A 24078-nucleotide genomic window follows, 5' to 3' on the forward strand; every position below is an offset into this window, starting at 1 on the left:
CGACCGAGAGTTAACGTAGCACAGTCTGGATCGCCCGGGCCGGAATCTCGACCGTGGTCTCGGCGCCGTCGATCATCAGGCGATAGCGCTGCGCCGCGTCGCTGCGGTTCATCACCACCACGGCCAGCTTGCCGTCCGTGTTGCGGAAGGCCACCGTGTCCAGCGTGCTGCGGCTGGTGGTCGCGCTCACGCGCCGCGCACCCGGCTTGATGTAGCGGGTGAAGTGACCCATGTAGGCATAGCTCGGCGTGTAGACCAGCTGGCCGTCGTCGCCCGCATGCAGCAGCGCGAAGCAGTAGTTGCCGACGTGGTTGGGCCCGCCCTGCATGTCGAGCAGCATGTTCCAGTCGATCCAGCCGGATGCGCCAGCGTTCAGGTCGGCCATGATCTCGCTGCCATAGCGTTCGCCGTTAGCCCAGTCCTGCAGGCGCGCGCGGTCGTACTTCTCGACGCTGGCCTCGGTCATCAGGAGCGGGGTGTCCGGGTAAGCCGCGTGCACGGCCGCCACGTTGCGGTGCATCGGCTGGCCCTTGGCCCAGGTCTCGTACCAGTGAAAGCCGATGCCCCAGACGTAGGGGCGCGCCTTCGGGTCCGACATGATGTGGGCGGCGCGCTGCGGCAGCAGGTCGCGGTTGTGGTCCCAGACGACGATCTTCTTGTCCTGCAGGCCGGCCCTGGCCAGCGCCGGCCCCAGATGGTCGCCCAGGTAGCGCGTTTCGTCCTCGGCGCGGTAGATCATCGATTCCCAGGTCTGCCTGGCCATCGGTTCGTTCTGCACCGTCATCCCGAATATCGGGATGCCCGCCTTCTCGTAGGCCTGCACGAACTTCACGATGTAGCTGGCCCACAGGTCGCGGTACTCGGGCAGCAGGCTGCCGCCCTGCAGCATGCTTTTATTCGACTTCATCCACGCCGGCGCGCTCCATGGGCTGGCGAACACGCGCATCTCGGTGCCATGCGCGCGGGCCGCGGCCAGCGACTGGCGCAGCAGCGGGATGCGGTGGCGCAGGTCGTGCTCGATGCTGAACGAGCCCAGGGTCTTGTCGCCCTCCTTGACGTAGGTGTAGCTGGCGCTGCTGAAGTCCGAGCTGTGGATCGTGGTGCGCAGCACACTGTAGCCCAGGCCTTCGCGCGGGTCGAAGTAGGCCTTCAGGAAGGCTTCGCGCGCGCCCGGCGTGAGCCGGGCATACACCTCGGCCGTCGCGTCGGTCACGGCGCCACCGAAGCCGAACAGCGCCTGGTACTGCTGGCGCGTGTCGACGAACACCGCGGTCTCGGTTTCCATCGGCTGCCCGGCCGGCTGCGGCGCGCCCAGCGTCTGCACCGCGAAGCGCTGCGCGCCGCCCTGCGCCGTGGTCACCAGCTGCCAGCCGCTGCCCGCCACTTCTGCTCCTGTCGCCGCCCCCGTCGTCGTCGTCGCCCCCATCATCGTCAAGGCCAGCGCGCAGGCCGCGCGCATCGCATATCGTTTCGTCGTCCGTGTCGTCATCGGGTCTCCCTTTACAGTTTGTAGTTCAGGCCAAACAGCACCTGGCGGCCATAGGTCGTGTAGCGCTCGGGCGCATAGGCGCCGCTGGCGAACGGGCTGCCCTGCCTGGTCTGGTATGGCTCGTTGCCGAGGTTGTTCACCTGTAGCAGCAGGCCCAGGTTCTTGAGCGGCCCGTCCTGGAATTCGTAGCCCAGCTGGATGTCGACCTGGTCTTCGGCCAGGATCTCGCTGAACGCGCGCTGGGCGAACAGGCCCGTGACTTCGCCGCGGAAGGCCGAGCGGTAGCGTTGGGCCACGCGTGCCGAGAAGCCGTATTTTTCGTAGAACAGCGTGATGTTGCGCACCACGCCGGACAGGCCCGGCAGCTTCTCGGTGGTGCCCGGGCCGTTCGGGCTGATCGAGCTCTCGGTGCCCGACACGCTGGCCTGCACGCCGAATCCGTCCAGCGGCTGCCACAGGGCGCCGAACTGAAGCGACGCGCTCAGCTCGACGCCGCGCACGAAGCCGCCCTGGCCGTTGGCCGGCTGGTTGATGGTGCCGATATTGGTCAGCGGGATCACGGTGCTGGAGTTCGGGAAGGCGCTGAAGTCGAATTCACGCTGCTGGTTGTAGATGTAGCTCTTCAGGTCCTTGAAGAAGTAGGCGGCCGACACATAGCTGCCCTTGCCCATGTAATGCTCGAGCGAGAGGTCGAAGGAGTTGGCGCGCCACGGCTCCAGCTTGGGATTGCCGCCGCCGCCGTTCCACATGCGGGTGGTCGGGTCGACGCCGGCCGATACGCCGGCGCGCATGTCCGACATGCGCGGCCGCGCCACGGTCTTGGCCAGGCCAAGGCGCAGGTAGGTGTCGTGCAGGTAGTTGCCGAAGTCGAAGTTCAGGTTCACGCTCGGCAGCACGTCGTTGTAAGAATGTTCGTCGCGCAGCGCCGTGATCACGTTGCCGCTGACCGCCTTGCCCTGCCCTTCCTGGTTCACGTGGACGTATTGCACGCCCAGGTTGCCGCGCAGCGGTACCGTACCGAGGTCGGTGTCGATGCCGAGGCGCAGGTAGCCGATGGCCTGCTTTTCGCTCACTTCCCAGTCCTGCTGGGCGACGTCGGTGTCGACCGGACGCTTGTCGTAGAACCGGTCGAGCGCCGCGCGCGGGTCGAACGTCAGCACGCCGGGAATCCCGGCCCAGGACAGCGAGGTGGTCGGCTGAATGATGTCAGCGGGGACCGTGGTCAGGGCGCGCCCGTTCTTCAGCCAGTAGGTCTGCGAGACGTCTTCGTGCGACTTGTCGCGCTTGGAGAAACTCAGTCCGGCCTGCACGTTGCTGAACCAGCCGTCGAGCTCGCCACGCAGGTTCAGCTTGGCCGCGCCGAGGCGGTCTTCGACGCGCGGGTGGTGCATGGTGGCGTCGTGGCCCCAGCCGCCGACGTCGGTCAGGCGGATGTTGGCGGGATCGGCAAAGTCGAAGCCCGGCGCGAATTGCGGCATGCCGGCGCCGACCGGGATGCGAAAGCCGAAGTTGTCGTCGGTGGCGCCCGAACCCGCCGGCCCCAGGCCGGCATAGGTCTCGGAGGTGGTCTCGAAGCGCTTGGCCGTGGAATACGACAGGTCGCCGTCGACCGACCAGCGCTCGTTCAGGCGCAGCCGCGTATTCCAGCCGAGCGCGCCCATCTCGTCGCGCCGCTCGTTGTAGTCGTTGCGCACGATCGGCTCCAGGCCGACCAGGGTGCCGCCGGTGAGCATGCGCCCGCCGCCGATGGTCTCGATCTGCGGATCGCGGTAGGTGACGGTGTCGGCCGAGTTCCACATCATGCCGCGCATGGTTTCTTCCTGGTCGAACTCGGAATAGTACAGGTCGAGCGTGGAACGCAGGTCGCGGCTCGGCTTCCAGTCGAGCACGGCCATCAGGCCGTCGCGCACCTGCTTGCGCGAGGTCGAGGTGACCTCGGCGCCCTTCAGGCCGATCACGTCCTCGTTCCCCGGCCCCAGGTTGTTGTTGGCGCCCCACCACCAGGACTTGTATTCCTTCTGCTGGCCGGGCGTATCCAGGTGGGCGTAGCCGATCGCCAGGCCGAGGGTGTTGTCCAGGTACTGGTCGATGTAGGACAGCGACAGGCGCTTGCCCCGGTTCGACCAGCCGCTGTTGAGCTCGCCATTGCTGTTGTGTTCGCCGCGCAGGTTGAAGGCGACCGTCCGGCCCTTGCGGTCGAGCGGACGCACGGTACGCAGGTCGATGGTGCCGGACAGGCCGGACGCCGTCATGTTGGCGTCCGGCGTCTTGTAGACCACGACGCCGCTGAGCAGTTCCGACGGGTACTGGTCGAATTCCGCGCTGCGGTCATTGCTGGTGCTGGTCTGTTCGCGGCCATTGAGCAGGGTCACGCCGAAGTCCGGCGCCAGGCCGCGCAGCGAGATCACCTGGGCGCGGCCGGCGACGCGCTGGGCGGACAGGCCCGGCAGGCGCGCGATGGATTCGGCGATCGACTGGTCGGGCAGCTTGCCGATGTCTTCGGCCGTGATCGATTCCACGATCGAGTCCGATTCCTTCTTGATCGCGATCGAGCTTTCGATACTGCCGCGGATGCCGGTCACCTTGACCTGGGTGGGCGCGCTGTCCGCTGCCTGCAAGTCGGATTGCGACTGGGCCTGTACCGACGCACTCCACAGGCACAGCGCGCAGGCGGCCGCGATGGGAGTCAAGGACATTGCGTGGCGGCGGGACGCAGGGGCGCCCGGCGTGATGCCAAAACGGGTCATGAAAGTCTCCTGATGTTTTTATCGTTGTACGTCGTGATTGGAAACGTTGCCAAACCAGTCTGGCGCTCGGCGCCGTTTCCTTTGTCTGCTGCATCTGCCACTACTCGCGCTTCACCCTGCCTGGTCCGCTTCGTTCAGCCGGACACGCAAATGGAAACGTTGCCAATTTAGTCCGCAAGAATTGGAAACGTTGCCAAATTGGGCAATGCATTATTGCCCTGTGTGGAATTTGCTGTCAATGCAATTGCACCGGCGAGTGTTGCGTATTGGCTAATCAGGTGCGATCACGGCTTGCCGTCCCAGGCGAAGGTAGCGACGCTCATGCCCGGCAACGTATAGCGGAAGCTCTGCCCTTTGAGGCGTACCGAAAACGTCCGTGCCGCTTGCGCGCCATTGGCCACGACCAGCGCCAGCGAGCCGTCCGGGTTACGGAAGGCGACGTTGGACAGCTCCCCCGCCGCTTCGCTCGACTGGATGCGGCGCGCCCCTGGCAGGACGAAGCGGCTGGTATGGGCCAGCGCGTAATACTCGACGTTGCGCGTGACTTCGCCGGTGCGCGAATCGATCGTCACCACGCCGCGGCAATCCTTGCAGCCGCCCAGGTGCGGTCCACTGTTCTCGTCCAGCGCCAGGTTCCACAACAGGACGCCGCGCGCCCATCCGCGCGTGGTGTCGATGCTCAGGGTCCTGGTGAAGAACATCAGGTTCTTTGCCCAGTCGGTCGCCCAGGCGCCGCCCGAGCACTCGGTGAACCAGGTGTCCTTGCCGGGAAACTGCGCATGGACCTGTGCCTGGACCGCCACGTTGCCCGCGTAGCAGTGCCACGCCACGCCACTCACGTACCTGGCGGCGACCGGATCCTTGAGGACGGTCGTGGGCGAATCCGGCTCGTCCCAGTTGTGGTCCCAGTCGAACAGCGTGGTGCCGGGGTGTTCGCGCGCCAGCAAGGGGCCCAGGTGGCCGCCGATGAAGGCGGCGCGGCTGGCCGGATCGACGCGCATGCCCGGATAATCGTCCGGCTCGAAATGCGGCTCGTTCTGCAGTGTCAGGGCGAAGATCGGGACCCCTTCGCTCTGCATCGCGCTCAGGTAGCGGCCCAGGTAGCGGGCGAAGGCGTCATAGGCCTCGGGCTTGAGCGCACCCTTGACCAGACTGTCGCTGCTCTTCATCCAGCCCGGTGCGCTCCAGGGCGAGGCCATGACCTTCAGTTGCGGATTGATCGCCAGCGCGCGTTGAATGGTCGGCAACACCGTGGCGCGATGCGGATCGATGGAAAAGCGTGCCAGCGCCGGATCGCTTTCGCCACGCGGCATGTCATTGAAGCTGTAGTGGCTTTGCGAAAAGTCCGAGGCGCCGATGGTCAGGCGCGTGAAGGACATGCCAAGTCCGGGATTGCGGCCGAACAGCTCGCGCAGCAGGCTTTCGCGCTGCGCCGGATTCATGCGTTGCTGGATCAGAAAGGCAGAAGCATCGGTGATCGAGGCGCCGAAGCCCTGGATTTCCTGGAAGCGGGTGGCGGGGTCGATGTCGATGACGCTGTCAGCCGGCTTGGCGCGGCTGAAATGAAGGTCGGGACTGCGCGCCATCAGTTTGCTCCGGTCGCCTGTCGTCAGCCAGGCCTGGACGGCGCCGCTGCCGCCCTGGGCCGCTGCTTGCGCAATATTCGCCATCAGCAGGGCCGCGAGGACGGCGCCGCGCAGCATGGTAGGTGCTTTATGCATGTTATCTGGTCTCCTCCTGTTATCACGCCGCCAAAAAATGGAAACGTTGCCAAATTAATATAGCATGCTCGGCTTTGATATCGGCACAGATATTTGTCCAGCTCCAGGAACAAAAATAGCCAAGGAGCCGCTTCGTGCGCACCTCGTGTACGCCAGCTTTTCAATGGTATTCAGGCAGCGCTGGGCAGACCGCAGGCTTGCGTTTCAAGGGTTTGAGGCGCGAGATAAGGTTCCGGAATACCCTATCGGAGCACAGACGCCGTACTGGTCTTCCGGAATGAAAAAAGCCACCTTGCGGTGGCTTTTCTCATCAATCTTGGCGGAGACGGTGGGATTCGAACCCACGATACGGGTATAAGCCGTATGCATCCTTAGCAGGGATGTGCCTTCGGCCACTCGGCCACGTCTCCAATCAGTGCTGCCAAACTTGCTTGTCAGTCAGCGCTGAGTGCACGCATCTTAAGGGCTGGTGCCCGTGGCGTCAAGGACGCACACCGAAAAAGTTTGAAATTGTTAACCTTGCTCGAGGTTAAATGCCTTGTGAAGGGCGCGCACGGCCAGTTCCATGTACTTCTCGTCGATCAGCACCGAGATCTTGATCTCCGAGGTCGAGATCATCTGGATGTTGATGCCCTCTTCCGACAGCGTGCGGAACATCTGCGACGCGACGCCGACGTGGCTGCGCATGCCCACGCCCACCGCCGACACCTTCGACACCTTGGCGTCGCCCAGCACCTTGGTGGCGCCCAGCTGTTCCTTGTTGCCTTCCAGGACGGTCATGGCGCGCACGTAGTCGCCGCGCGGCACGGTGAAGGTGAAATCGGTCTTGCCGTCCACCGACTGGTTCTGGATGATCATGTCGACTTCGATGTTGGCGTCGGCGATCGGGCCCAGGATGTGGAAGGCCACGCCCGGCTTGTCCGGCACGCCCAGGACGGTGATCTTTGCTTCGTCGCGATTGAACGCGATGCCGGAGATGACGGCTTGTTCCATGTTGCTTTCTTCCTCAAACGAGATCAGGGTGCCGGACTTGGCCTCGTCGGCCAGCGGCATCAGTGGGTCGGTCAGGGACGACAGCACGCGCGTCGGCACCTGGTAGTTGCCTGCGAACTCGACCGACCGCGTCTGCAGTACTTTCGAGCCCAGCGAGGCCAGTTCGAGCATTTCCTCGAAGGTGATCTTGGACAGGCGGCGCGCCTCGTCGACCACGCGCGGGTCGGTGGTGTAGACGCCGTCGACGTCGGTGTAGATCAGGCATTCGTCGGCCTTCAGCGCGGCCGCGATCGCCACCGCCGAGGTGTCCGAGCCGCCGCGGCCCAGGGTGGAGATATTGCCATCGTCGTCCATGCCCTGGAAGCCGGTGATGATCACGATCTTGCCGTTGGCTAGGTCGCCGCGCACGCGGGTGTCGTCGATCGACTGGATGCGCGCCTTGGTGAACGAGGAGTCGGTGCGGATGCCCGCCTGCCAGCCGGTGTAGGACACCGCATCCTTGCCGATCGCCAGCAGCGCCATCGCCAGCAGGCCCACCGACACCTGCTCGCCGGTCGAGGCAATCATGTCCAGTTCACGCGGGTCCGGTTGCGCCATGATTTCCTTGGCAAGGCCAATCAGGCGGTTCGTCTCGCCCGACATCGCGGACGGGACGACAACGATTTGGTGACCTGCGTCATGCCACTTGGCCACGCGGGCCGCGACATTCTTGATGCGTTCCGTCGATCCCATCGACGTTCCGCCATATTTGTGGACAATTAAAGCCATATCGGGAAGGGTTCCTACTGGTGAGAAGGATGTGAATGTGTTCTAGGGGACCCTTACTCTAGCATGTTGCAATGCGCCATCACAAGCAGCGATGGACGGAAAAGCTATATGAAAAGAAAATAAAGTAATACCTGAAAAGGTATGACCGGGCCGCCGATGCAGCCCCGTTCAGGCCGGGTCCGGCACCCAGCGCAGAGCGATGAGTTCGCTCCCCGGCGCGCCGAAATGGCGGCAATCCATGCCGATCCCGGCCGCGAACAGCAGGTCGAGCGCCTGGCTCACCACCGGCAGGCGCTCGCGCTCCCAGGCCGGCACGCCCAGCGCCTGATAGTGCGCCTTGAGGCCGCGCGTGGGCCGATTGGCGGCCGGCTTGAGGCGTTCGCCGCCCTTGCGGAAGTCGATGGTCAGCAGCTGCGAGCGCAGCCAGTCGGCGTCGAAGCCCTGCTCTGCCGGCTCGAAATGCAGCGTGCCACCGTAATCGGGGAACGCGATCGACGCTTCGCCCTGCCAGCGGAAATCCTGGCCGAACTTGTCGAGCACGCCGGCATCGTCCGGATCGCGCATGCCGGCCAGGTCGGCCAGGCGCGGCGTCAAGTAGAGCTTGCCGCGATGGCGCCGGATCACGCAGCCCGGATGGGTCACTTTCAGCTGCGCGTCTTCGCGCGCCGAAAACAGTTGCGCCACCATCTGGCTCAGCCACGCGGTCGACGGCATCGCCAGGCCGCGCACCGTGAACAGGTGGCGCAGCAGGTTGTCGATGCGGTCGGCGCTCAACTGCCCGAGCCGGCCGAGATCGACGGCGTCGCCATCAAGACATACGGCCAGATCCTGCGCCGCCAGTTCGTCCAGCATGCGCTGGGCCGCCGCGACGTGCGCCGCGCCGCGCGCGACGCGCGCCTGGAAGCCGGGGAAATGTTCAGCCAGCGCCGGCATCACCTGGTGGCGCAGCATATTGCGGGTGTAGCGCGGGTCAAGGTTCGATTCGTCCTCGACCCAGTCCAGGCCACGCTCGCGCGCAGTGGCCTCGAGCGCGGCGCGCGACTGGCTCAACAGCGGGCGCGCCATGACCAGCGTATCGTCACCCAGCAAGCTTGGCGCGTGGTTGTCCGCATCCATGCCCGACAAGCCGGCCGGACCCGAGCCGCGCAGCAATTGTAGCAGCACGGTTTCGGCCTGGTCGTCGAGATGGTGGGCAGTCAGCAGCAGGCTCGCGCCGTGTACGCGGCTCATTTCGCCCAGCGCGGCATAACGCAGCTTGCGCGCGGCGGCTTCGATGCCGGAGCCGTCGTTCGGCACCGTCACGCGCCGATGGTCGCAGGCGATGCCGAGTTCGGCCGCAGCACGCTCGACGTGCGCCATCCAGGCATCGGCATTCGGACTGAGACCGTGATGCACGTGCAGCGCCACCAGCTTGACGCCCTGCTCCCGGCACCAGGCATGCGCCAACCGCAGCAGGACCATCGAATCGAGGCCGCCGCTGCAAGCCAGTGCAATGCAGGTGGGGGAATGGCTGGCGCGCAAGCCGTGCATGGCTTGCGCGAAGGTGCTTGCTAACTTTGCCGGCAGATCGCCGGCCTTGGAACGGCTCACTCTTCGCGCGGCGCCGTTTCCTTGAACTTGCCGTAGGCCATCAGCTTCTCGTGACGGGCTTCGAGCAGGTCCTTGGTCTTCATGCCCTGGAACTGGCGCAGGGTGTCGGCCAGCGCGCGCTTGAGCAGTTGCGCCATCTGGGCCGGGTCGCGGTGGGCGCCGCCCAGCGGTTCGTTGACGATCTTGTCGATCAGGCCGATTGCCTTGAGGCGGTGCGCGGTCAGGCCCAGCGCTTCGGCGGCGTCGCTCGCGCGCTCCGAGGTCTTCCACAGGATCGAGGCGCAGCCTTCCGGCGAGATCACCGAATAGGTCGCGTATTGCAGCATCAGCACGGCGTCGCCGACGGCGATCGCCAGCGCGCCGCCCGAACCGCCTTCGCCGATGATGGTGGCGATCAGCGGGACTTTCAGTTCCGCCATGACGTACAGGTTATGGCCGATCGCTTCCGACTGGCCGCGCTCTTCGGCGTCGATGCCCGGGAACGCACCCGGGGTGTCGACGAAGGTGAAGATCGGCAGGCCGAATTTTTCCGCCAGCTTCATCAGGCGCATCGCCTTGCGGTAGCCTTCCGGCTTGGGCATGCCGAAGTTGCGCATCGCGCGCTCTTTGGTGTCGCGGCCCTTCTGGTGGCCGATCACCATGCATGGCTGGCCGTTGAAACGGGCCAGGCCACCCATGATCGACTGGTCGTCGGCGAAGGTGCGGTCGCCGTGCAGTTCATGGAAATCGGTGAAGATCGCGTTCACGTAGTCCATCGTGTACGGACGCTGCGGATGGCGCGCGATCTGGGACACTTGCCACGGAGTCAGCTTGGCGTAGATGTCCTTGGTCAGTTGCTGGCTCTTCTTGGCCAGGCGGTCGATCTCTTCGGAGATGTCGACGGCGGAATCGTCCTGCACGAACCGCAGCTCTTCAATCTTGGATTCCAGTTCGGCGACCGGCTGTTCAAAATTGAGGAAAGTTGTTTTAGTCATTGTACCTCCGGGGTAATGTCGTGGCCGCGCAGGCTTGTCATTCTGTTCATGCGCGGCGGATCAGGGCGCTATTCTACCGTACCTGCCGCCTCCAGCGGGGCCGGCGCCGGCCTCGCAATGGCTCAGCCGGCCGCCGTCACCGGGTCCAGGCTGCGCCACAAATACCAGGTCGCCACCGTGCGCCAGGGCTCCCAGTTGGCCGAGACTTCGCGCGCATCGCTGCGCGAGACCGGCTCGCCCGAGAAATAATTCTGGCTGATGCCCTGGATCAGGCCGGGATCGTCCAGGGGCAGGACGTTCGGTCGCAGCAGATTAAATATCAAAAACATCTCGGCTGTCCAGCGGCTGATGCCGCGGATTTGCACCAGCTCGGCGATGACGGCCTCGTCATCCATTTCCGACCACAGGTCGGCATGCACGCGCTTGGCCTTGAAATGGTCGGCCAGGTCGAGGATGTATTCGGTCTTGCGCTTGGACAGGCCGCACGACGACAGCTGCGCCGCGCCGGCCTTGATCACGCAGGATGGCGACAGCTTGGGGCAGACCGCCAGCAGCTTGCCCCAGGCCAGGTCGGCCGCCTTGGGCGTGACCTGCTGGCCGACGATCGAGCGCGCCAGCGTGGTGAACGGATCCGGCTGGCCGCGCAGGTGCAGGTCGCCGAACTGCGGGATCAGCTTGTTCATGATGCGGTCGCGCTGCATCAGCTCGAGCTTGGCCTCGGCCCAGTAGGCCGGCACCGCCGGCGCGTCGGCCGCGCCGCCGGCGACAGCGGCAGCGCCGGCGGCGCCGGACTTGTCCTTGTTCGCTGCCATCATGCGCGGCGCCAGGTCGTTCCGTCCGGCTTGTCTTCCAGGATGATCCCGGCGGCGGTGAGTTCTTTGCGGATAGCGTCGGCCTGGGCGAAATCGCGCGCGCCCTTGGCCGCGGCGCGGCGCGCGATGGCGTCCAGGATCGCGGCTTCGTCGAGCGCGCCTTCTTGCGCCACGCCGGCTTGCAGGAATTGCTGCGCCGGGCGCTCCAGCAGGCCCAGCACGCCGGCCAGCGCCTTCAGCTGGCGCGCGCTGGCCACCGACTTGGTGCGGTTGACTTCGCTGGCCAGGTCGAACAGCGCGGCTACCGCCAGCGCGGTGTTGAAATCGTCGTCCATCGCTTCGCGGAAGCGCACGGCGTGGCCTTCGTCCCAATCGACACTTGGCTTGTCGCCGCCGAGGTCGATATCGCTCAGCGCCGTATACAGGCGCGTCAACGCCCCCTTGGCGTCGTCGATGTGCACGTCCGAATAGTTCAGCGGGCTGCGGTAATGGGCGCGCAGGATGAAGAAGCGCACCACCTCGGCGTCGTACTTCTTGAGCACGTCGCGGATAGTGAAGAAGTTGCCCAGCGATTTGGACATCTTTTCGTTATCGACGCGCACGAAACCGTTGTGGATCCAGTAGTTGACCATCGGTGCGCCGAACGCGCCTTCCGATTGCGCGATCTCGTTCTCGTGGTGCGGGAACTGCAGGTCGGCGCCGCCGCCGTGGATGTCGAAATGCTCGCCCAGCGTCGCACACGACATCGCCGAGCACTCGATGTGCCAGCCCGGACGGCCCTGGCCCCATTGCGAATCCCACTTGGCTTCGCTTGGCTCGGATTCCTTGGCCGCTTTCCACAGCACGAAGTCGAGCGGATCGCGCTTGCCCGTGTTGACGTCGACACGCTCGCCGGCGCGCAGGTCGTCCAGCGACTTGCCGGACAGCTTGCCGTAGCCCTCGAAGCCGCGCACGGCGTAATTGACGTCGCCGTCGTCGCTCTTATAGGCCAGGCCCTTCTGCTCGAGCTTCCTGATGATGTCCAGCATCTGCGGCACGTATTCGGTGGCGCGTGGCACCACGGTCGGCGCCAGGATGCCGAGCGCGGCCGTGTCTTCGTCCATGTATTTCTCGAAGCGCGAAGTCAGCGAACCGATGGTCTCGCCGTTTTCCACCGCGCGGCGGATGATCTTGTCGTCGATGTCGGTGATGTTGCGCACGTACTCGACTTCGTAGCCGGATGCCATCAGCCAGCGGTACACGACATCGAAAGCCATCATCATTCGCGCGTGGCCGATATGGCAGTAATCGTAGATGGTCATGCCGCATACGTACATGCCGACCTTGCCGGCGACCTTCGGGACGAATACCTGCTTGTCACGCGCGAGCGTGTTGTAAATCTTTAGTTGGCTCATTGGATACCGCTTTGAATTCCGAGTGTTGATTGCTTCGGGAGGAAGACGAACCGCAATAGCCATCCGGGCGCTGCAATCGATAGCTCGATGGCGCGCCGGACAGCGTGATCGGCACAGGGGTTCGCCGTGGTCCTCGTTGTTGTTCTTATTTGATAGAATGGGGCGCTCTGCTGCGAACGCCCCGTCGTCGCAGTATAGCATTGATAAAAACCCGGCTGGCCGCCTACGGTCCAGCTTTATTTTTCCGGACAACCCTTGACAGCGCCCGGCCACCGCTCCAGCGCCAGCCCTACCTGAGGATCGCCTTCATGTCATCGTTCACGCCAGTTCGCCGTTCCCTGCTCGCCGCCATTGCCGCCGGCGCCCTGCTGCTGCCTGGCGCCGCCTTCGCTTATCAAGACGCGCCGGCCGCACCAGCAACACCGATGCCGCAAGTCTCGATCAAGACCACGATGGGCGAGATCGTCGTCGAGCTCGACAAGGAAGCGGCGCCGAAGAACGTGGCCAACTTCCTGGCCTACGTGAAGTCGGGCTTTTACAAGGGCACCATCTTCCACCGTGTGATCGACGGCTTCATGATCCAGGCCGGCGGCATGAACGCCAAGTTCGAGGGCCGCAAGACCCGTCCCGCGGTCAAGAACGAATCGAACAACGGCCTGTCGAACCTGCCGTACACGATCGCCATGGCGCGCGAGGACAACCCGGACAGCGCTACCTCGCAATTCTTCATCAACGTGGCCGACAATTCCGGCATCGATTATCCGCACGTGGGCGGCTCCGGCTACACCGTGTTCGGGCGCGTGGTGAAAGGCCAGGAAACCGTCGACAAGATCAAGGGCGTGGTGGTGGACGACGTGCGCAATATGCAGAACGTGCCGGTGGTGCCGATCACGATTACATCGACCACCCTCCTCAAGGGCGACAAGCTTGTAAAATAGCGAGTCTGCAACTCGCGCAAGCGCCGCTTCCGGCGGCGACTGCGCGCCGATCCGAACAACAACTCACCGACAGGAACATCATGACGAACGTACTGATCACCACCAACCAGGGCAACATCACCGTCGAGCTGGACGATGCCAAAGCGCCGAAGACCGTCGCCAACTTCCTGGAATACGTGAACAAGGGCCACTTCAGCAACACCATCTTCCACCGCGTGATCAAGGACTTCATGATCCAGGGCGGCGGTTTCGAGCCGGGCATGAAGCAAAAGCCGACCGACGCGACCGTCGAGAACGAAGCCAAGAACGGCCTGAAGAACGACAAGTACACCATCGCCATGGCCCGTACCTCGGCGCCGCACTCGGCATCGGCCCAGTTCTTCATCAACACCAAGAACAACGCCTTCCTCGACTATCCGGGCCAGGACGGCTGGGGCTACGCCGTGTTCGGCAAAGTCACCGCCGGCCAGGACGTCGTCGACGCGCTGAACGGCGTCAAGACCAGCCGCAGCGGCATGCACTCGGACGTGCCGGTCGAAGACGTGATCATCGAGAAGATCGAAGTCATCTGATGAGCGGCGCGCACCAGCACCTGTCTGTCCGATGACGCTGTCTGCGCGCCCGTTCGCGCTGTTCATTTCTGATCTGCACCTGCAGGTCTCGCACCCGCGTACGGTGGAAGCGTTCCTGCGCTTTCTCGCCGAGCGCGCAGCGCATGCCGAGCGGCTGTATCTGCTCGGCGACATCTTCGAATACTGGGCCGGCGACGATGACATCGCCGATCCGTTCAATGCCGGCATCGTCGCCGCGCTGCGTGCGCTGTCCGACGCCGGCACCGCCGTCTACTGGCTGGCCGGCAACCGCGACTTCCTGGTCGGCCCGGCCTTTGCCGAAGCTGCCGGCCTCACGCTACTGCAAGAACCCACGCTGATCGAGAGCGGCGGGCGCCGCATCGCCCTGGTGCACGGCGACGCCCAGTGCACGCACGACCTCAAGTACATGGCCTTCCGCGCCCAGGTGCGCGAGCCAGGCTGGCAGGCGCAGTTCCTCGGCATGCCGCTGGCGCAGCGCAAGGCGATCATCGCCGGCCTGCGCGAAGGCAGCCGCGAGGCGCAGTCGGGCCAGGACTACCAGATCATGGACGTCACGCCCGACGCGGTGGACGCAGTGTTCGCCGCGCTCGATGCCACCGTCATCATCCACGGCCACACCCACCGTCCCGCCGTGCACGAGCATGACGGCCGGCTGCGCTACGTGCTGCCGGACTGGGAGCTCGATGAAGCGCCGCTGCGCGGCGGCTGGATCGCGCTGCACCGCGACGGCAGCATCGTTCGTCACGATATCAACGTCGCGTAGGGTTGGCGGCTCCGCCGCCGACGCGTCCAACCTGCGTCCGCATCCCTGCACTGCCCGCTTCATCGTGAGCTGAACGCGTCGGCAGCATAGCTGCCAACCCTACGCACCCTGAGTAATCGCACGTCTGTATGTTTACATCTGCGCTCATGGTGTTATAGTTCACTACAACACCACTTCAACACATCACCAAGGAGGCAGGCATGCGCACCCCATCCCGAATCAGCAAGGAGGTCAACCATGAGCGTCGGCTGGAACGATAACACCCCGATCTACCGCCAGCTCAAGGAGCGGGTGGTCAGCATGATGCTCGACGGCGCGCTGAAGCCCGGCGACGCCCTGCCCTCGGTGCGCCAGATCGCCGCCGAGTATCAACTCAATCCGATCACCGTGTCCAAGGCGTACCAGGAACTGGTGGACGACAACCTGGTGGAAAAACGAAGGGGAATTGGCATGTATGTCACCGAAGGCGCCAACGAAAAACTGCTGGCCAGCGAGCGCGAACGTTTCGTCCGCGACGAGTGGCCGGCGATGATGGAACGCATCCGCCGCCTGGGGCTCGACGTCGAGCAGCTCCTGAAGGCCGGCGAGCACGGAGGCCGGCAATGAGCGCCGTCCTGTCCGCACGCGGCCTGACCAAGCGCTACGGCAAGCGGGTAGCGGTCGACGGCATCGACTTCGAGATCCCGGCCGGGCGCATCGTCGGCCTGATCGGCCCCAATGGTTCGGGCAAGACCACCACGCTGAAGGCGGCGCTGGGCCTGATCCCGTTCGAGGGCGAGCTGTCGGTGCTGGGCTACGACCCGCGCACCCAGCGCGATGCGCTGATGCAGGAAGTCTGCTTCATCGCCGACGTCGCCATCCTGCCGCGCTGGCTGCGCGTCAAGGATGCGATCGACTTCGTGGCCGGCGTGCATCCGCGGTTCGACCGCAGCAAGGCCGAACGCTACATCGCGAATACCAAGCTGCAGCCGACCATGAAGGTCAAGCAAATGTCCAAGGGCATGATCGTGCAGCTGCACCTGGCGCTGGTGATGGCGATCGACGCCAGGCTGCTGGTGCTGGACGAGCCCACGCTCGGCCTCGACATCATCTATCGCAAGACCTTCTACCAGAACCTGCTCGAGGACTATTTTGACGAGGGCAAGACCATCGTCATCACCACCCACCAGGTGGAAGAAGTCGAGCACATCCTGACCGACCTGCTGTTCATCCGCGACGGCAAGATCGCGCTCTCGGCCACGATGGACGAGATCGGCGAGCGCTATGTCGAGGTGATGGTCAACAACGACAAGGTGGCGGCGGCGAATGCGCTGCAGCCGATCGACCAGCGCACCGTGTTCGGCAAGTCGGTGATGCTGTTCGACGCCATGCGCGCCGGCGGTCTGTCGCGGGATCAATTGACGGCGCTCGGCGACGTCCGCAACCCGAGTGTGGCCGATTTGTTCGTCGCCACCATGAAAGGAACCTACGCATGAGCACGCCTATGACGACGCGTCTGCATTCGCCGATGAATACCATTCAATGGCTGGTCCGGCGCGAGCTGTGGGAGCACAAGGGAGCATTGATCTGGGCGCCGCTGCTAGTGGCCGCGATCCTGGTGCTGCTGTTCGGCGGCGGCGGCCTGTACGCCAGCCTTACGACCGGCAACTTCCAGTTCCAGGTGGGCGAGCATCAGGTGGTGGCGATCCACGGCATCCCGCCGGCGCTGCGCGCCCAACTGGCCAGCGTCGCCGCATCGAGCTACCTGGCGCTGTCGGCGCCGCTGTTCCTGGTGCTGCCGGTGGTGGCGTTCTTCTACTGTCTGGCGGCGCTGCACGACGACCGGCGCGACCGCAGCATCCTGTTCTGGAAGTCGCTGCCGCTGTCGGACCGCGACACCGTGCTGTCCAAGGTCGTGGTCGCGCTGCTGGTAGCGCCGCTGGTGGTGATCGGGGTCGGGATCGTCGCCTCGCTGGTCCTGCTGGTGCTGGGCTTGACAGCCGCGGCCGCCAACAACATCAACCTGTTCGTGCCGGTGCTGTCCGACTACCGCCTGTACCTGTCGCCGCTGTACCTGCTCGCCTTTTTGCCGCTGTACATCCTGTGGGCGCTGCCGACAGTCGGCTGGCTGCTGCTGGTGTCGAGCTGGGCCCGCTCCAAGGTATTCCTGTGGGCGGTCGGCCTGCCGCTGGTGGCGCTGGCGGTGCTGTCCTGGTTCGATTTCGTGGTCGGACGCGTCTCGGGCATCTCGCTGCACGCCAAGTGGTTCGGCGAAGAAGTGGTAGCGCGTTTCCTGGGCGGGCTGATGCCGGGGATCTGGTTCGGCGAACTCGAGACCGAGACCATGCGCCAGATGCAGGGCGGGCTGGATGCCGGCATGCTGTTGCGCCTGTCCTACTCGACGCTGGCCTCGCCCGCGGTCTGGGTCGCTGCCATCGCCGGTTGCGCCATGATCGCCGGCGCCATGCGCCTGCGCCGCTGGCGCGACGAGGGCTGATCGCCATGCGCCGCCTTCACGCCATCGCCATCGCCGCCCTGCTCGGCTGCGGCCTGCCGGTTGCCGGCATGGCCGCCGACAGCAAGCCGGACAGCCCGGAGGAAATCAAGGTCAACGCCCTGCGCAACCCGGAAGTGCGCAAGTACGAGGCCATTGTCGCCGGGCTGGACGCCTTCGACCAGCACCACGCCATGGCGCCCAAGGTCGAAACCCTGCGCTTCCGGGTGTCGCCGCGCAACGGCGCCGACAAGGCGACGCTGCCGACGGCGCGCCTGGGCGGCGAGGACGGCTTCAACCTGCCGCTGGCGGTCGACCTTGATGGCATGTTCACGGTGCCGCGCAGCGAGGCGGCGCTCGCGGCGCGCAGCGAACTGGTGCTGAACCAGAAACGGCGCGACTTCCGCGTCAAGCCGATCGTGCGCACGCCCGGCCTGCCCGACAACGTGCGGCGCCTGGGCGACCTGCGCCTGGAGTGCCGGGTCGAAGTGGCGATCATCAAGGAAGAGATTCCGCTGTGGGTGGTGCTGGCGGCGAACACGCTGCTGCGCACGCGTGACTGGTGCGGCTTCACGTTCGAAGGCCAGAGCGGATTCACGTTCAGGCATGAGCGCACGCTGCATGGCGCCGTGCTGGTCGATGGCAACCGCAGCGCCCTGCTGGAAACCGAAGGCAAGGGTTTCCGGGTGCCGCTCGGGAACACCAGCTGGAGCGACGATGCCTTGATCGAGCTCCAGCTGGAACCGTCGCCCGAGCCTGTTACTGGAACTGCTGGCGAAACGCCTCGAACTGCACCTTGAGCTCTTCCAGTTCGCCGCGCAGGGAGGCGACTTCCTGCTCCAGCTGCTGCACGCGGGCGCCCTGGGTCAGGCCGCCGCTGGCGCCGGAGGCGTTTTGTTCGCTGCCGGCGACGATCGTGATCTCGCCGCCCAGCAGCTGGCCGTAGCGCGATTCCTTGGCGCCCGGCGCACGGTCCAGCTTGGCGACCAGCGGCGGGTATTTGTCGATCAGGAACTGCAGCGCGTTCTCGACGTCCTGCACCGTCTTGAATTCGTGCAGGCGGCCGGTGCGGGTGCGGATCTCGCCGGCGGTCTGCAGGCCGCGCAGCATCAGGATCGTCAGCACGGCCAGCTTGTCCTGTTCCAGCGTCCACTTGATGCGCATGCGGTGCTCGTACTTCACCACGCGCGCGCCGGCCTGCGAGATGGCGTTCACCAGCTTGCGTTCCGTCAGGCGCTGCAGCGTGTCGAGCACGGTGTCCTCGCCCAGCTGCATCACCGGATCGCGGCTCGACAGCTGGTTGCAGCCGTTCACGATCGCGTTCAGCGACATCGGATAGTTGTCGGGCGTCAGCGCTTCCTTTTCGGCCAGCACGGCCAGTACGCGCAGCTCGACCGGGTCCAGCACGGCTGCGGTGTCGTGTGCGCCGCCAGTCGTTTCATTCGTCATGCGATTCCTTAATCCACCAAGCGGTTGAGTTGTTCCGAGTCGAGTTTATCACCCTCCTGCATGCTCGGGCAGCACAGGCCGGCCGCCTTGACGACGGCGGTGAGGCGTTCGATCTGCTCGTCCTGGCGCGCGGCGTGGTCGATCAGGCCGCGCAGGGCTTTCGACAGCGGGTCGTCGCCGTTCGGCGTGACGCCATAGGCGGCGAACATGCGCGCGCTGCGCGACTGGTCTTCCTTGCGGATCATGTGGGCCGGATTGCCGACCGCGGTGGCGCCGGCCGGGACCGGTTTGACGACCACGGCGTTGGAGCCGATCTTGGCGTATTCGCCGACCGTGAACGCACCCAGCACCTGGGCGCCGGCGCCGACGATCACGCCGCGCTCGAGCGTCGGGTGGCGCTTGGTGCCGGCCACCAGCGTGGTGCCGCCCAGGGTCACGCCCTGGTAGATGGTGCAATCGTCGCCGATCACGGCGGTTTCACCGATCACCACGCCGAAACCGTGGTCGATGAAGACGCGCCGGCCGATGGTGGCGCCAGGGTGGATTTCGATGCCGGTCAACACGCGCGCCAGCATCGAGATGAAGCGGCCGAGCCACTTCAGGTTGAGGCGCCAGCAGGCGTGCGCCCAGCCGTGCATGATGACCGCGTGCAGTCCGGGGTAGCAGGTCAGCACTTCCCAGCCATTGCGGGCGGCGGGGTCGCGCTCGATGATGCTGCGGATGTCTTCGCGGAGTCGGGAGAAAAACATGGTGGTACTCAATGTAGAACGGCGTTCATGGTAGCCGATCCGGGGCAGGATTGCTTGCGAAAGCGATAAAACGGGAGGACCGCCCGGCGGGCGCCGGGACGGTTGCTGCAGCGCCGCGGACGCGGCGCTGCGGATAACGACGACCAACTACAGCAACAACAAATCAGCCTTCGCGCGCGATGCGCTGGCGGCGCGCTTCGTACAGGCACACGCCCGACGCCACCGACACGTTCAGGCTCTCGACCGAACCGAACATCGGAATGCTGACCAGCACGTCGCAGGTCTCGCGCGTCAGGCGGCGCATGCCCTCGCCTTCCGAGCCCATCACCAGCGCCGCCGGGCCGGTGAAGTCGGCTTCGTACAGGCCGCGGTCGGCGTCGTCCGAGGTGCCGATCAGGAGGATGTCGCGTTCCTTCAGCTCGCGCATGGTGCGCGCCAGGTTGGTGACGGTGATGTAAGGGACGGTCTCGGCCGCGCCGCTGGCGACCTTGGCGGCGGTGGCGTTCAGGCCGACCGCGCGGTCTTTCGGCACGATCACCGCGTGCGCGCCGACGCCGTCGGCCACGCGCAGGCAGGCGCCCAGGTTGTGCGGATCGGTGATGCCGTCCAGGATCAAGAGCAGCGGCGGGCCCTCGATCGCATCGAGCAGCTCGTCCAGGTTGCGCGCCAGCGCCAGCTGGCTGGCGAAGGCGATCACGCCCTGGTGGCGGCGGGTGCCGGTGATCTTGTCGAGGCGCGCGGCATCGACCGGCATCACGCGCACGCCAGCCGACTTGGCGTTGGCGATCAGGTCCTGCATACGGCGGTCGTTGCGCTCGGCGTCGACAAAGATCTCTTCCACCGATTGGGCTTCGTGGCGCAGTCGCGAGGTGACCGCGTGGAAGCCGAAAATCATTTTATTCTTCATGCTGTACTTCTTCTCTTACTTCTTCTTGCTGGTTTTGGACGCGGTTTTGGCCGCGATGGGTGCGTCTTCTTTGGCGACGTCTTTCTTGGCCGCTGCCTTGCGTGGCGCGGCTGCTTTTTTGGCTGGAGCCTTGGCCGCTACTTTGGCCGGGTTGTCCACGGCGAACATGACCGGCTCCGGCGCGACCGGCTTGGCTGCAGCTTTCGCAGCCGCCTTCTTGGCTGCGGTCTTGGCAGGCGCTTTCGCTGCCGCCTTGGCTGCAGTCTTGGCCGGTGCTTTGGCTGGTGCCTCGACAGGTGCTTCGACCGGCGCTTCCGCTGCCGGTTTGGCTGCCCGCTTCGCTGCCGGCTTTGCTGCTGCCTTGGTTGCCACTTTCGCTGCCGGCTTGGCTGCTGGTTCCGCTACCGGTTCGGCCACGGCTTTCGCTGCACGCTTGGCGGCCGGCCTGGCCGCCGCCTTGACGGCGACTGGCTCGACCACCGGCGCTGCGACCGGTGCCGCAACTGGCGCCTCGATCGCGCTGGCGACCGGCTTCTTGGCGGCGCGCGGCTTGCGTGCCGGCTTCACCGGAGCCTCGTTTGGCGCCGCCTCGACAACGACTGGCGCTGGTGCCGGTGCTGGCGCCGGCGCAGCAACCGGCGCCGGCGCTGCAGCCGGAGCCTGCACCTGCGCCGCATTCGCACGCTCTTCAGCCCGCGCCTTGGCACGTGCTTTACGCGACTTCGGCTTGGCAGCCTGGGTCGGTTCCAGGGTGTCTTGCACCACCTGACGCGCACGCTCGATCGGCGACGGCACCGCAGCCAGCGTGGTCGGTGCCGCTACCGGCACCGGCGAGCTGCCGAAGCGGGCGCCATTGTCCTGGCCGTTCTTGTTGCGCTTGCCGCCGCGACGGTTGCGCTTCGATTCGCGCTTTTCTTCACGCTTGTCGTCACGTTTTTCGAAACGTGGCTCATCGCGCTTCTGGCCGTTCTTCTGGCCATTCGCACGCGCGCCATTGCGGCCGGCGCCATTGCGCTCCTCGCCAACAGCGGCGCTGTCGCTGGAAGCCAGCACCAGGTCGATCTTGCGCGCCTCCAGGTCGACCTTGGCCACCTTGACGGTGACGCGGTCGGTCAGGCCGTAGCGCTGGCCGGTGCGTTCGCCGCGCAGCTCGTGGCGCGCTTCGTCGTACTGGAAGTAATCCTGGCCCAGCTCGGTGATGTGCACCAAGCCCTCGACGAACAGCTCGTCGAGCTGCACGAAGATGCCGAAGGTGGTCACGCCGGCCACGGTGCCAGTGAATTCCTCGCCCAGTTTATCTTGCATGAAGAAGCACTTGAGCCAGTTCTCGACGTCACGCGAGGCTTCGTCGGCGCGGCGCTCGTTCGCCGAGCAGTGCACGCCGAGCGCGTCCCAGATGGTCAGGTCCTTCTCGCTCTTCTGCGGCTTGCCGTCCGCGCGGTCCTTGGCGGCCTGCTTGCGCGCCGAATTCGATTGGGTCGTGTTGAGCTTGCCCAGCTCGATGCCCTTCGGCTCGTAGCGCTTGCCCTGCAGGATCGCCTTGATCGCACGGTGGGTCAGAAGATCAGGATAGCGGCGGATCGGGCTGGTGAAGTGGGCATAGGCCTCGTACGCCAGGCCGAAGTGGCCGACGTTGTCCGGGCTGTACACCGCCTGCTGCATCGAACGCAGCAGCATGGTCTGCAGCAGCGTCGCGTCCGGACGCTCGCGGATCTCTTTCATGACCGCAGCATAGTCGCGCGCAGTCGGCTTGTTGCCGCCGCCCAGGTTCAAGCCCACCAGTTTCAGGAAGGTGCGCAGCTGGTTCAGCTTTTCTTCGGTCGGCGTGGCGTGCACGCGGAAGGTGCCCGGATGCTTGTGACGCAGCAGGAAGTCCGCCGCGCACACGTTGGCGGCCAGCATGCATTCTTCGATCAGGCGGTGCGCATCGTTGCGGGTGCGCGGGATGATCTTTTCGATCTTGCCGAGAGGATTGCAGACGATATACGTTTCGGTGGTCTCGAAGTCGATCGCACCGCGCTCCTGGCGCGCCTTGAGCAGCGAACGGAACGCTTCGTTCAGGTTCAGCAGGTGCGGCACGATGCCCGGACGCTGCGCGGCTTCTTCGCCATCGGTGTCGGCCAGGATGTCGGCTACCTGGTTGTAGGTCAGGCGCGCGGCCGAGTGCATCACGGCCGGATAGAACTGGTAGGCCACCACTTCGCCGTCGCTTGTTACGACCATGTCGCACACCAGGCAGCAGCGGTCCACCGCCGGGTTCAGCGAGCACAGGCCGTTGGACAGCTTCTCGGGCAGCATCGGGATCACGCGGCGCGGGAAGTACACAGAGGTGCTGCGCTCGATCGCATCGGTGTCGAGCGCATCGTTCGGTTTCACGTAGTGGCTGACGTCGGCGATCGCCACCAGCAGGCGGTAGCCGCGGCCAGTGTCGAGCTCGACCGGTTCGCAGTAGACCGCATCGTCGAAGTCGCGCGCGTCTTCGCCGTCGATGGTGACCAGCGGCACGTCGCGCAGGTCGACGCGGTCCGCCAGGTCGGCGTCGATCACTTCGTTGGGCAGGCGCCCGGCCTGCTTGAGTGCCGGCGGCGAGAACACGTGCGGCACGCCGAACTTGCGCACCGCGATTTCGATTTCCATGCCCGGGTCGTCCAGCTCGCCAAGCACTTCGACGATGCGGCCGGTCGGCTGCTGGAAGCGGCCGGGCTGTTCGATCAGCTCGACGCTGACCACCTGCCCCGCGCGCGCCTTGCCGGGCGAGCCGACCACCAGGATGTCCTGGCTGATGCGCTGGTCTTCCGGCGACACGATCCACACCCCGCCTTCATTGAGCAGGCGGCCGATGATGTGGGTGTTGGCGCGCTCGACCACTTCGACGATCGAGCCTTCGAGGCGGCCGCGGCGGTCGGTACCGGTGACGCGCGCCATCACGCGGTCGCCGTTGAGCACTTTCTGCATCTCGCGGTCGGACAGGAACAGGTCGGGGCTGGCGTCGTCCGGGATCACGAACCCAAAACCGTCGCGATGCGCGCTGACGCGCCCGGCGATGAAGCCGGAATGGTCGGCCAGCTGGTAGGTGCCGCTGCGGTCGGAACGGATCTGCCCGTCACGCTCCATGGCGTTCAGGCGACGGCCGAGTACTTCCTGCGCGGCAGGCTTGACCTTCAGGGCACGCGCCACGGCGGCCGCATCGAGCGGGCTGCTGGCATCGCGGAAGACGGCGAGGATTTCCTCGCGGCTTGGAATGGTATGAGTAGGTTGCTTCAAATCGATTCTTTTTTCTTGTGGCCGTTAATTCGGCTGCGTTAAGTCGCAGCACTAAATGGCTGCGGTTCCATGTTCATGAATGGCGGTCGGCTTGCTCGCCATACATGAGGGAGCGCCTGCGCCAGGCTTGATTGACACCTTGACAGGCGTAGTGTAACGGAGGTCTATCAGATTCGCCTAACGTGGCGTGCTCGCGGTCGTACAGCGCGTCGCCGACCCGTTCCCGTCATGAACTTCACGTTGGGTCTTTGACTATTGAAAATCATCCGCTATAATCTCGGTCTCTTCAGCAACGGTGGCAACATCGAAGCGAGGAAAACTGCAGTAACAGGCAGTGCGTTGACCGCGATGAGCGACGAATGTTGATCTAGCGGAAAATGTCAAAGCCTGATATTTTAGCAGAGTTGATACGGCAGTGCCCACGTGGCGGAATTGGTAGACGCGCATGGTTCAG

18 protein-coding genes, 1 tRNA gene and 1 pseudogene are annotated in these 24078 nt (G+C 65.2%); 7 read left to right on the forward strand and 13 right to left on the reverse strand.

From position 1 onward, the window contains the following. Window positions 1–10: 10 nt before the first annotated feature. The 9 genes from QPK27_RS21815 to cysS all read right to left on the reverse strand — a co-directional run bounded on the left by QPK27_RS21815 (window position 11) and on the right by cysS (window position 12488). Window positions 11–1489, reverse strand: coding sequence for a glycoside hydrolase family 30 protein (locus QPK27_RS21815; protein ID WP_290420286.1), 1479 nt, complete (start codon window positions 1487–1489; stop codon window positions 11–13). A gap of 11 nt (window positions 1490–1500) precedes the next feature. Further along, on the reverse strand, window positions 1501–4236 hold the full coding sequence (locus QPK27_RS21820; protein WP_290420287.1) for a TonB-dependent receptor: 2736 nt from the start codon (window positions 4234–4236) through the stop codon (window positions 1501–1503). A 284-nt stretch (window positions 4237–4520) separates the two neighbouring features. Continuing rightward, window positions 4521–5957, reverse strand: coding sequence for a glycoside hydrolase family 30 beta sandwich domain-containing protein (locus QPK27_RS21825; protein WP_290420288.1), 1437 nt, complete (start codon window positions 5955–5957; stop codon window positions 4521–4523). Between the two features lie 317 nt (window positions 5958–6274). After that, a tRNA-Ser gene (locus QPK27_RS21830) sits at window positions 6275–6367 on the reverse strand. Window positions 6368–6470: 103 nt separating this feature from the next. Further along, the gene (locus QPK27_RS21835) at window positions 6471–7718 is read right to left on the reverse strand and encodes an aspartate kinase (protein ID WP_290420289.1); all 1248 of its coding nucleotides are present in this window, start codon (window positions 7716–7718) and stop codon (window positions 6471–6473) included. 168 nt (window positions 7719–7886) lie between these two features. Next, on the reverse strand, window positions 7887–9248 hold the full coding sequence (tilS, locus tag QPK27_RS21840) for a tRNA lysidine(34) synthetase TilS (RefSeq protein ID WP_290420302.1): 1362 nt from the start codon (window positions 9246–9248) through the stop codon (window positions 7887–7889). Between the two features lie 56 nt (window positions 9249–9304). Further along, window positions 9305–10282 carry an acetyl-CoA carboxylase carboxyltransferase subunit alpha gene (locus QPK27_RS21845; RefSeq protein ID WP_290420290.1) on the reverse strand — a complete coding sequence of 326 codons (978 nt, stop codon included), beginning with the start codon at window positions 10280–10282 and terminating at the stop codon, window positions 9305–9307. Window positions 10283–10404: 122 nt separating this feature from the next. After that, window positions 10405–11094 carry a DNA-3-methyladenine glycosylase gene (locus QPK27_RS21850; RefSeq protein ID WP_290420303.1) on the reverse strand — a complete coding sequence of 230 codons (690 nt, stop codon included), beginning with the start codon at window positions 11092–11094 and terminating at the stop codon, window positions 10405–10407. Beyond that, window positions 11094–12488 carry a cysteine--tRNA ligase gene (gene cysS, locus QPK27_RS21855; RefSeq protein WP_290420291.1) on the reverse strand — a complete coding sequence of 465 codons (1395 nt, stop codon included), beginning with the start codon at window positions 12486–12488 and terminating at the stop codon, window positions 11094–11096. The genes QPK27_RS21850 and cysS overlap by 1 nt, the downstream gene beginning before the upstream one ends. 308 nt (window positions 12489–12796) lie before the next feature. Between cysS and QPK27_RS21860 the strand changes: the two genes are divergently transcribed. The 7 genes from QPK27_RS21860 (at window position 12797) to QPK27_RS21890 (ending at window position 18055) form a co-directional block, all read left to right on the forward strand. Next, entirely contained in the window at window positions 12797–13426 is a 630-nt protein-coding gene (locus tag QPK27_RS21860) for a peptidylprolyl isomerase (protein WP_290420292.1), read from the forward strand. An 80-nt stretch (window positions 13427–13506) separates the two neighbouring features. Further along, entirely contained in the window at window positions 13507–13998 is a 492-nt protein-coding gene (locus tag QPK27_RS21865; RefSeq protein ID WP_290420293.1) for a peptidylprolyl isomerase, read from the forward strand. A gap of 31 nt (window positions 13999–14029) precedes the next feature. Beyond that, window positions 14030–14782 carry a UDP-2,3-diacylglucosamine diphosphatase gene (locus QPK27_RS21870; protein ID WP_290420294.1) on the forward strand — a complete coding sequence of 251 codons (753 nt, stop codon included), beginning with the start codon at window positions 14030–14032 and terminating at the stop codon, window positions 14780–14782. A gap of 237 nt (window positions 14783–15019) precedes the next feature. Beyond that, window positions 15020–15388 (forward strand): GntR family transcriptional regulator, encoded by a 369-nt coding sequence (locus QPK27_RS21875; protein ID WP_290420295.1) that lies wholly within the window; start codon window positions 15020–15022, stop codon window positions 15386–15388. Next, window positions 15385–16257 carry an ABC transporter ATP-binding protein gene (locus QPK27_RS21880; protein WP_290420296.1) on the forward strand — a complete coding sequence of 291 codons (873 nt, stop codon included), beginning with the start codon at window positions 15385–15387 and terminating at the stop codon, window positions 16255–16257. Before QPK27_RS21875 ends, QPK27_RS21880 begins: the two co-directional genes overlap by 4 nt. Further along, entirely contained in the window at window positions 16254–17258 is a 1005-nt protein-coding gene (locus QPK27_RS21885; protein WP_290420297.1) for a hypothetical protein, read from the forward strand. Before QPK27_RS21880 ends, QPK27_RS21885 begins: the two co-directional genes overlap by 4 nt. A 5-nt stretch (window positions 17259–17263) precedes the next feature. Continuing rightward, window positions 17264–18055, forward strand: coding sequence for a hypothetical protein (locus QPK27_RS21890; protein WP_290420298.1), 792 nt, complete (start codon window positions 17264–17266; stop codon window positions 18053–18055). On the opposite strand, the gene QPK27_RS21895 is transcribed toward QPK27_RS21890, so the two are convergent. From QPK27_RS21895 to rnr, 4 genes and pseudogenes are all read right to left on the reverse strand, one after another. Beyond that, window positions 18015–18704 carry a YceH family protein gene (locus QPK27_RS21895; RefSeq protein WP_290420299.1) on the reverse strand — a complete coding sequence of 230 codons (690 nt, stop codon included), beginning with the start codon at window positions 18702–18704 and terminating at the stop codon, window positions 18015–18017. The genes QPK27_RS21890 and QPK27_RS21895 overlap by 41 nt on opposite strands. Before the next feature lie 8 nt (window positions 18705–18712). Further along, window positions 18713–19453, reverse strand: coding sequence for a serine O-acetyltransferase (gene cysE, locus QPK27_RS21900; protein ID WP_290420300.1), 741 nt, complete (start codon window positions 19451–19453; stop codon window positions 18713–18715). A gap of 163 nt (window positions 19454–19616) precedes the next feature. After that, complete coding sequence (gene rlmB, locus QPK27_RS21905; protein WP_290420301.1) at window positions 19617–20360, reverse strand: 23S rRNA (guanosine(2251)-2'-O)-methyltransferase RlmB; 744 nt, start codon at window positions 20358–20360, stop codon at window positions 19617–19619. A gap of 1043 nt (window positions 20361–21403) precedes the next feature. Further along, window positions 21404–23624 (reverse strand): annotated as a pseudogene (rnr, locus tag QPK27_RS21910) (ribonuclease R); the annotation flags it as partial. Window positions 23625–24078: the final 454 nt, after the last annotated feature.

It is taken from the genome of Massilia sp. YIM B02443 (assembly GCF_030411955.1).
In the GTDB taxonomy this organism is placed as follows: Bacteria; Pseudomonadota; Gammaproteobacteria; order Burkholderiales; family Burkholderiaceae_D; genus Telluria.

Excerpts from the sequence above, each read along its gene's own strand:
- QPK27_RS21815 (WP_290420286.1), bottom strand. The coding sequence starts at position 1,489 with ATGACGACACGGACGACGAAACGATATGCGATGCGCGCGGCCTGCGCG.
- QPK27_RS21820 (WP_290420287.1), bottom strand. The coding sequence starts at position 4,236 with ATGACCCGTTTTGGCATCACGCCGGGCGCCCCTGCGTCCCGCCGCCAC.
- QPK27_RS21825 (WP_290420288.1), bottom strand. The coding sequence starts at position 5,957 with ATGCATAAAGCACCTACCATGCTGCGCGGCGCCGTCCTCGCGGCCCTG.
- QPK27_RS21835 (WP_290420289.1), bottom strand. The coding sequence starts at position 7,718 with ATGGCTTTAATTGTCCACAAATATGGCGGAACGTCGATGGGATCGACG.
- tilS (WP_290420302.1), bottom strand. The coding sequence starts at position 9,248 with ATGCACGGCTTGCGCGCCAGCCATTCCCCCACCTGCATTGCACTGGCT.
- QPK27_RS21845 (WP_290420290.1), bottom strand. The coding sequence starts at position 10,282 with ATGACTAAAACAACTTTCCTCAATTTTGAACAGCCGGTCGCCGAACTG.
- QPK27_RS21850 (WP_290420303.1), bottom strand. The coding sequence starts at position 11,094 with ATGGCAGCGAACAAGGACAAGTCCGGCGCCGCCGGCGCTGCCGCTGTC.
- cysS (WP_290420291.1), bottom strand. The coding sequence starts at position 12,488 with ATGAGCCAACTAAAGATTTACAACACGCTCGCGCGTGACAAGCAGGTA.
- QPK27_RS21860 (WP_290420292.1), top strand. The coding sequence starts at position 12,797 with ATGTCATCGTTCACGCCAGTTCGCCGTTCCCTGCTCGCCGCCATTGCC.
- QPK27_RS21865 (WP_290420293.1), top strand. The coding sequence starts at position 13,507 with ATGACGAACGTACTGATCACCACCAACCAGGGCAACATCACCGTCGAG.
- QPK27_RS21870 (WP_290420294.1), top strand. The coding sequence starts at position 14,030 with ATGACGCTGTCTGCGCGCCCGTTCGCGCTGTTCATTTCTGATCTGCAC.
- QPK27_RS21875 (WP_290420295.1), top strand. The coding sequence starts at position 15,020 with ATGAGCGTCGGCTGGAACGATAACACCCCGATCTACCGCCAGCTCAAG.
- QPK27_RS21880 (WP_290420296.1), top strand. The coding sequence starts at position 15,385 with ATGAGCGCCGTCCTGTCCGCACGCGGCCTGACCAAGCGCTACGGCAAG.
- QPK27_RS21885 (WP_290420297.1), top strand. The coding sequence starts at position 16,254 with ATGAGCACGCCTATGACGACGCGTCTGCATTCGCCGATGAATACCATT.
- QPK27_RS21890 (WP_290420298.1), top strand. The coding sequence starts at position 17,264 with ATGCGCCGCCTTCACGCCATCGCCATCGCCGCCCTGCTCGGCTGCGGC.
- QPK27_RS21895 (WP_290420299.1), bottom strand. The coding sequence starts at position 18,704 with ATGACGAATGAAACGACTGGCGGCGCACACGACACCGCAGCCGTGCTG.
- cysE (WP_290420300.1), bottom strand. The coding sequence starts at position 19,453 with ATGTTTTTCTCCCGACTCCGCGAAGACATCCGCAGCATCATCGAGCGC.
- rlmB (WP_290420301.1), bottom strand. The coding sequence starts at position 20,360 with ATGAAGAATAAAATGATTTTCGGCTTCCACGCGGTCACCTCGCGACTG.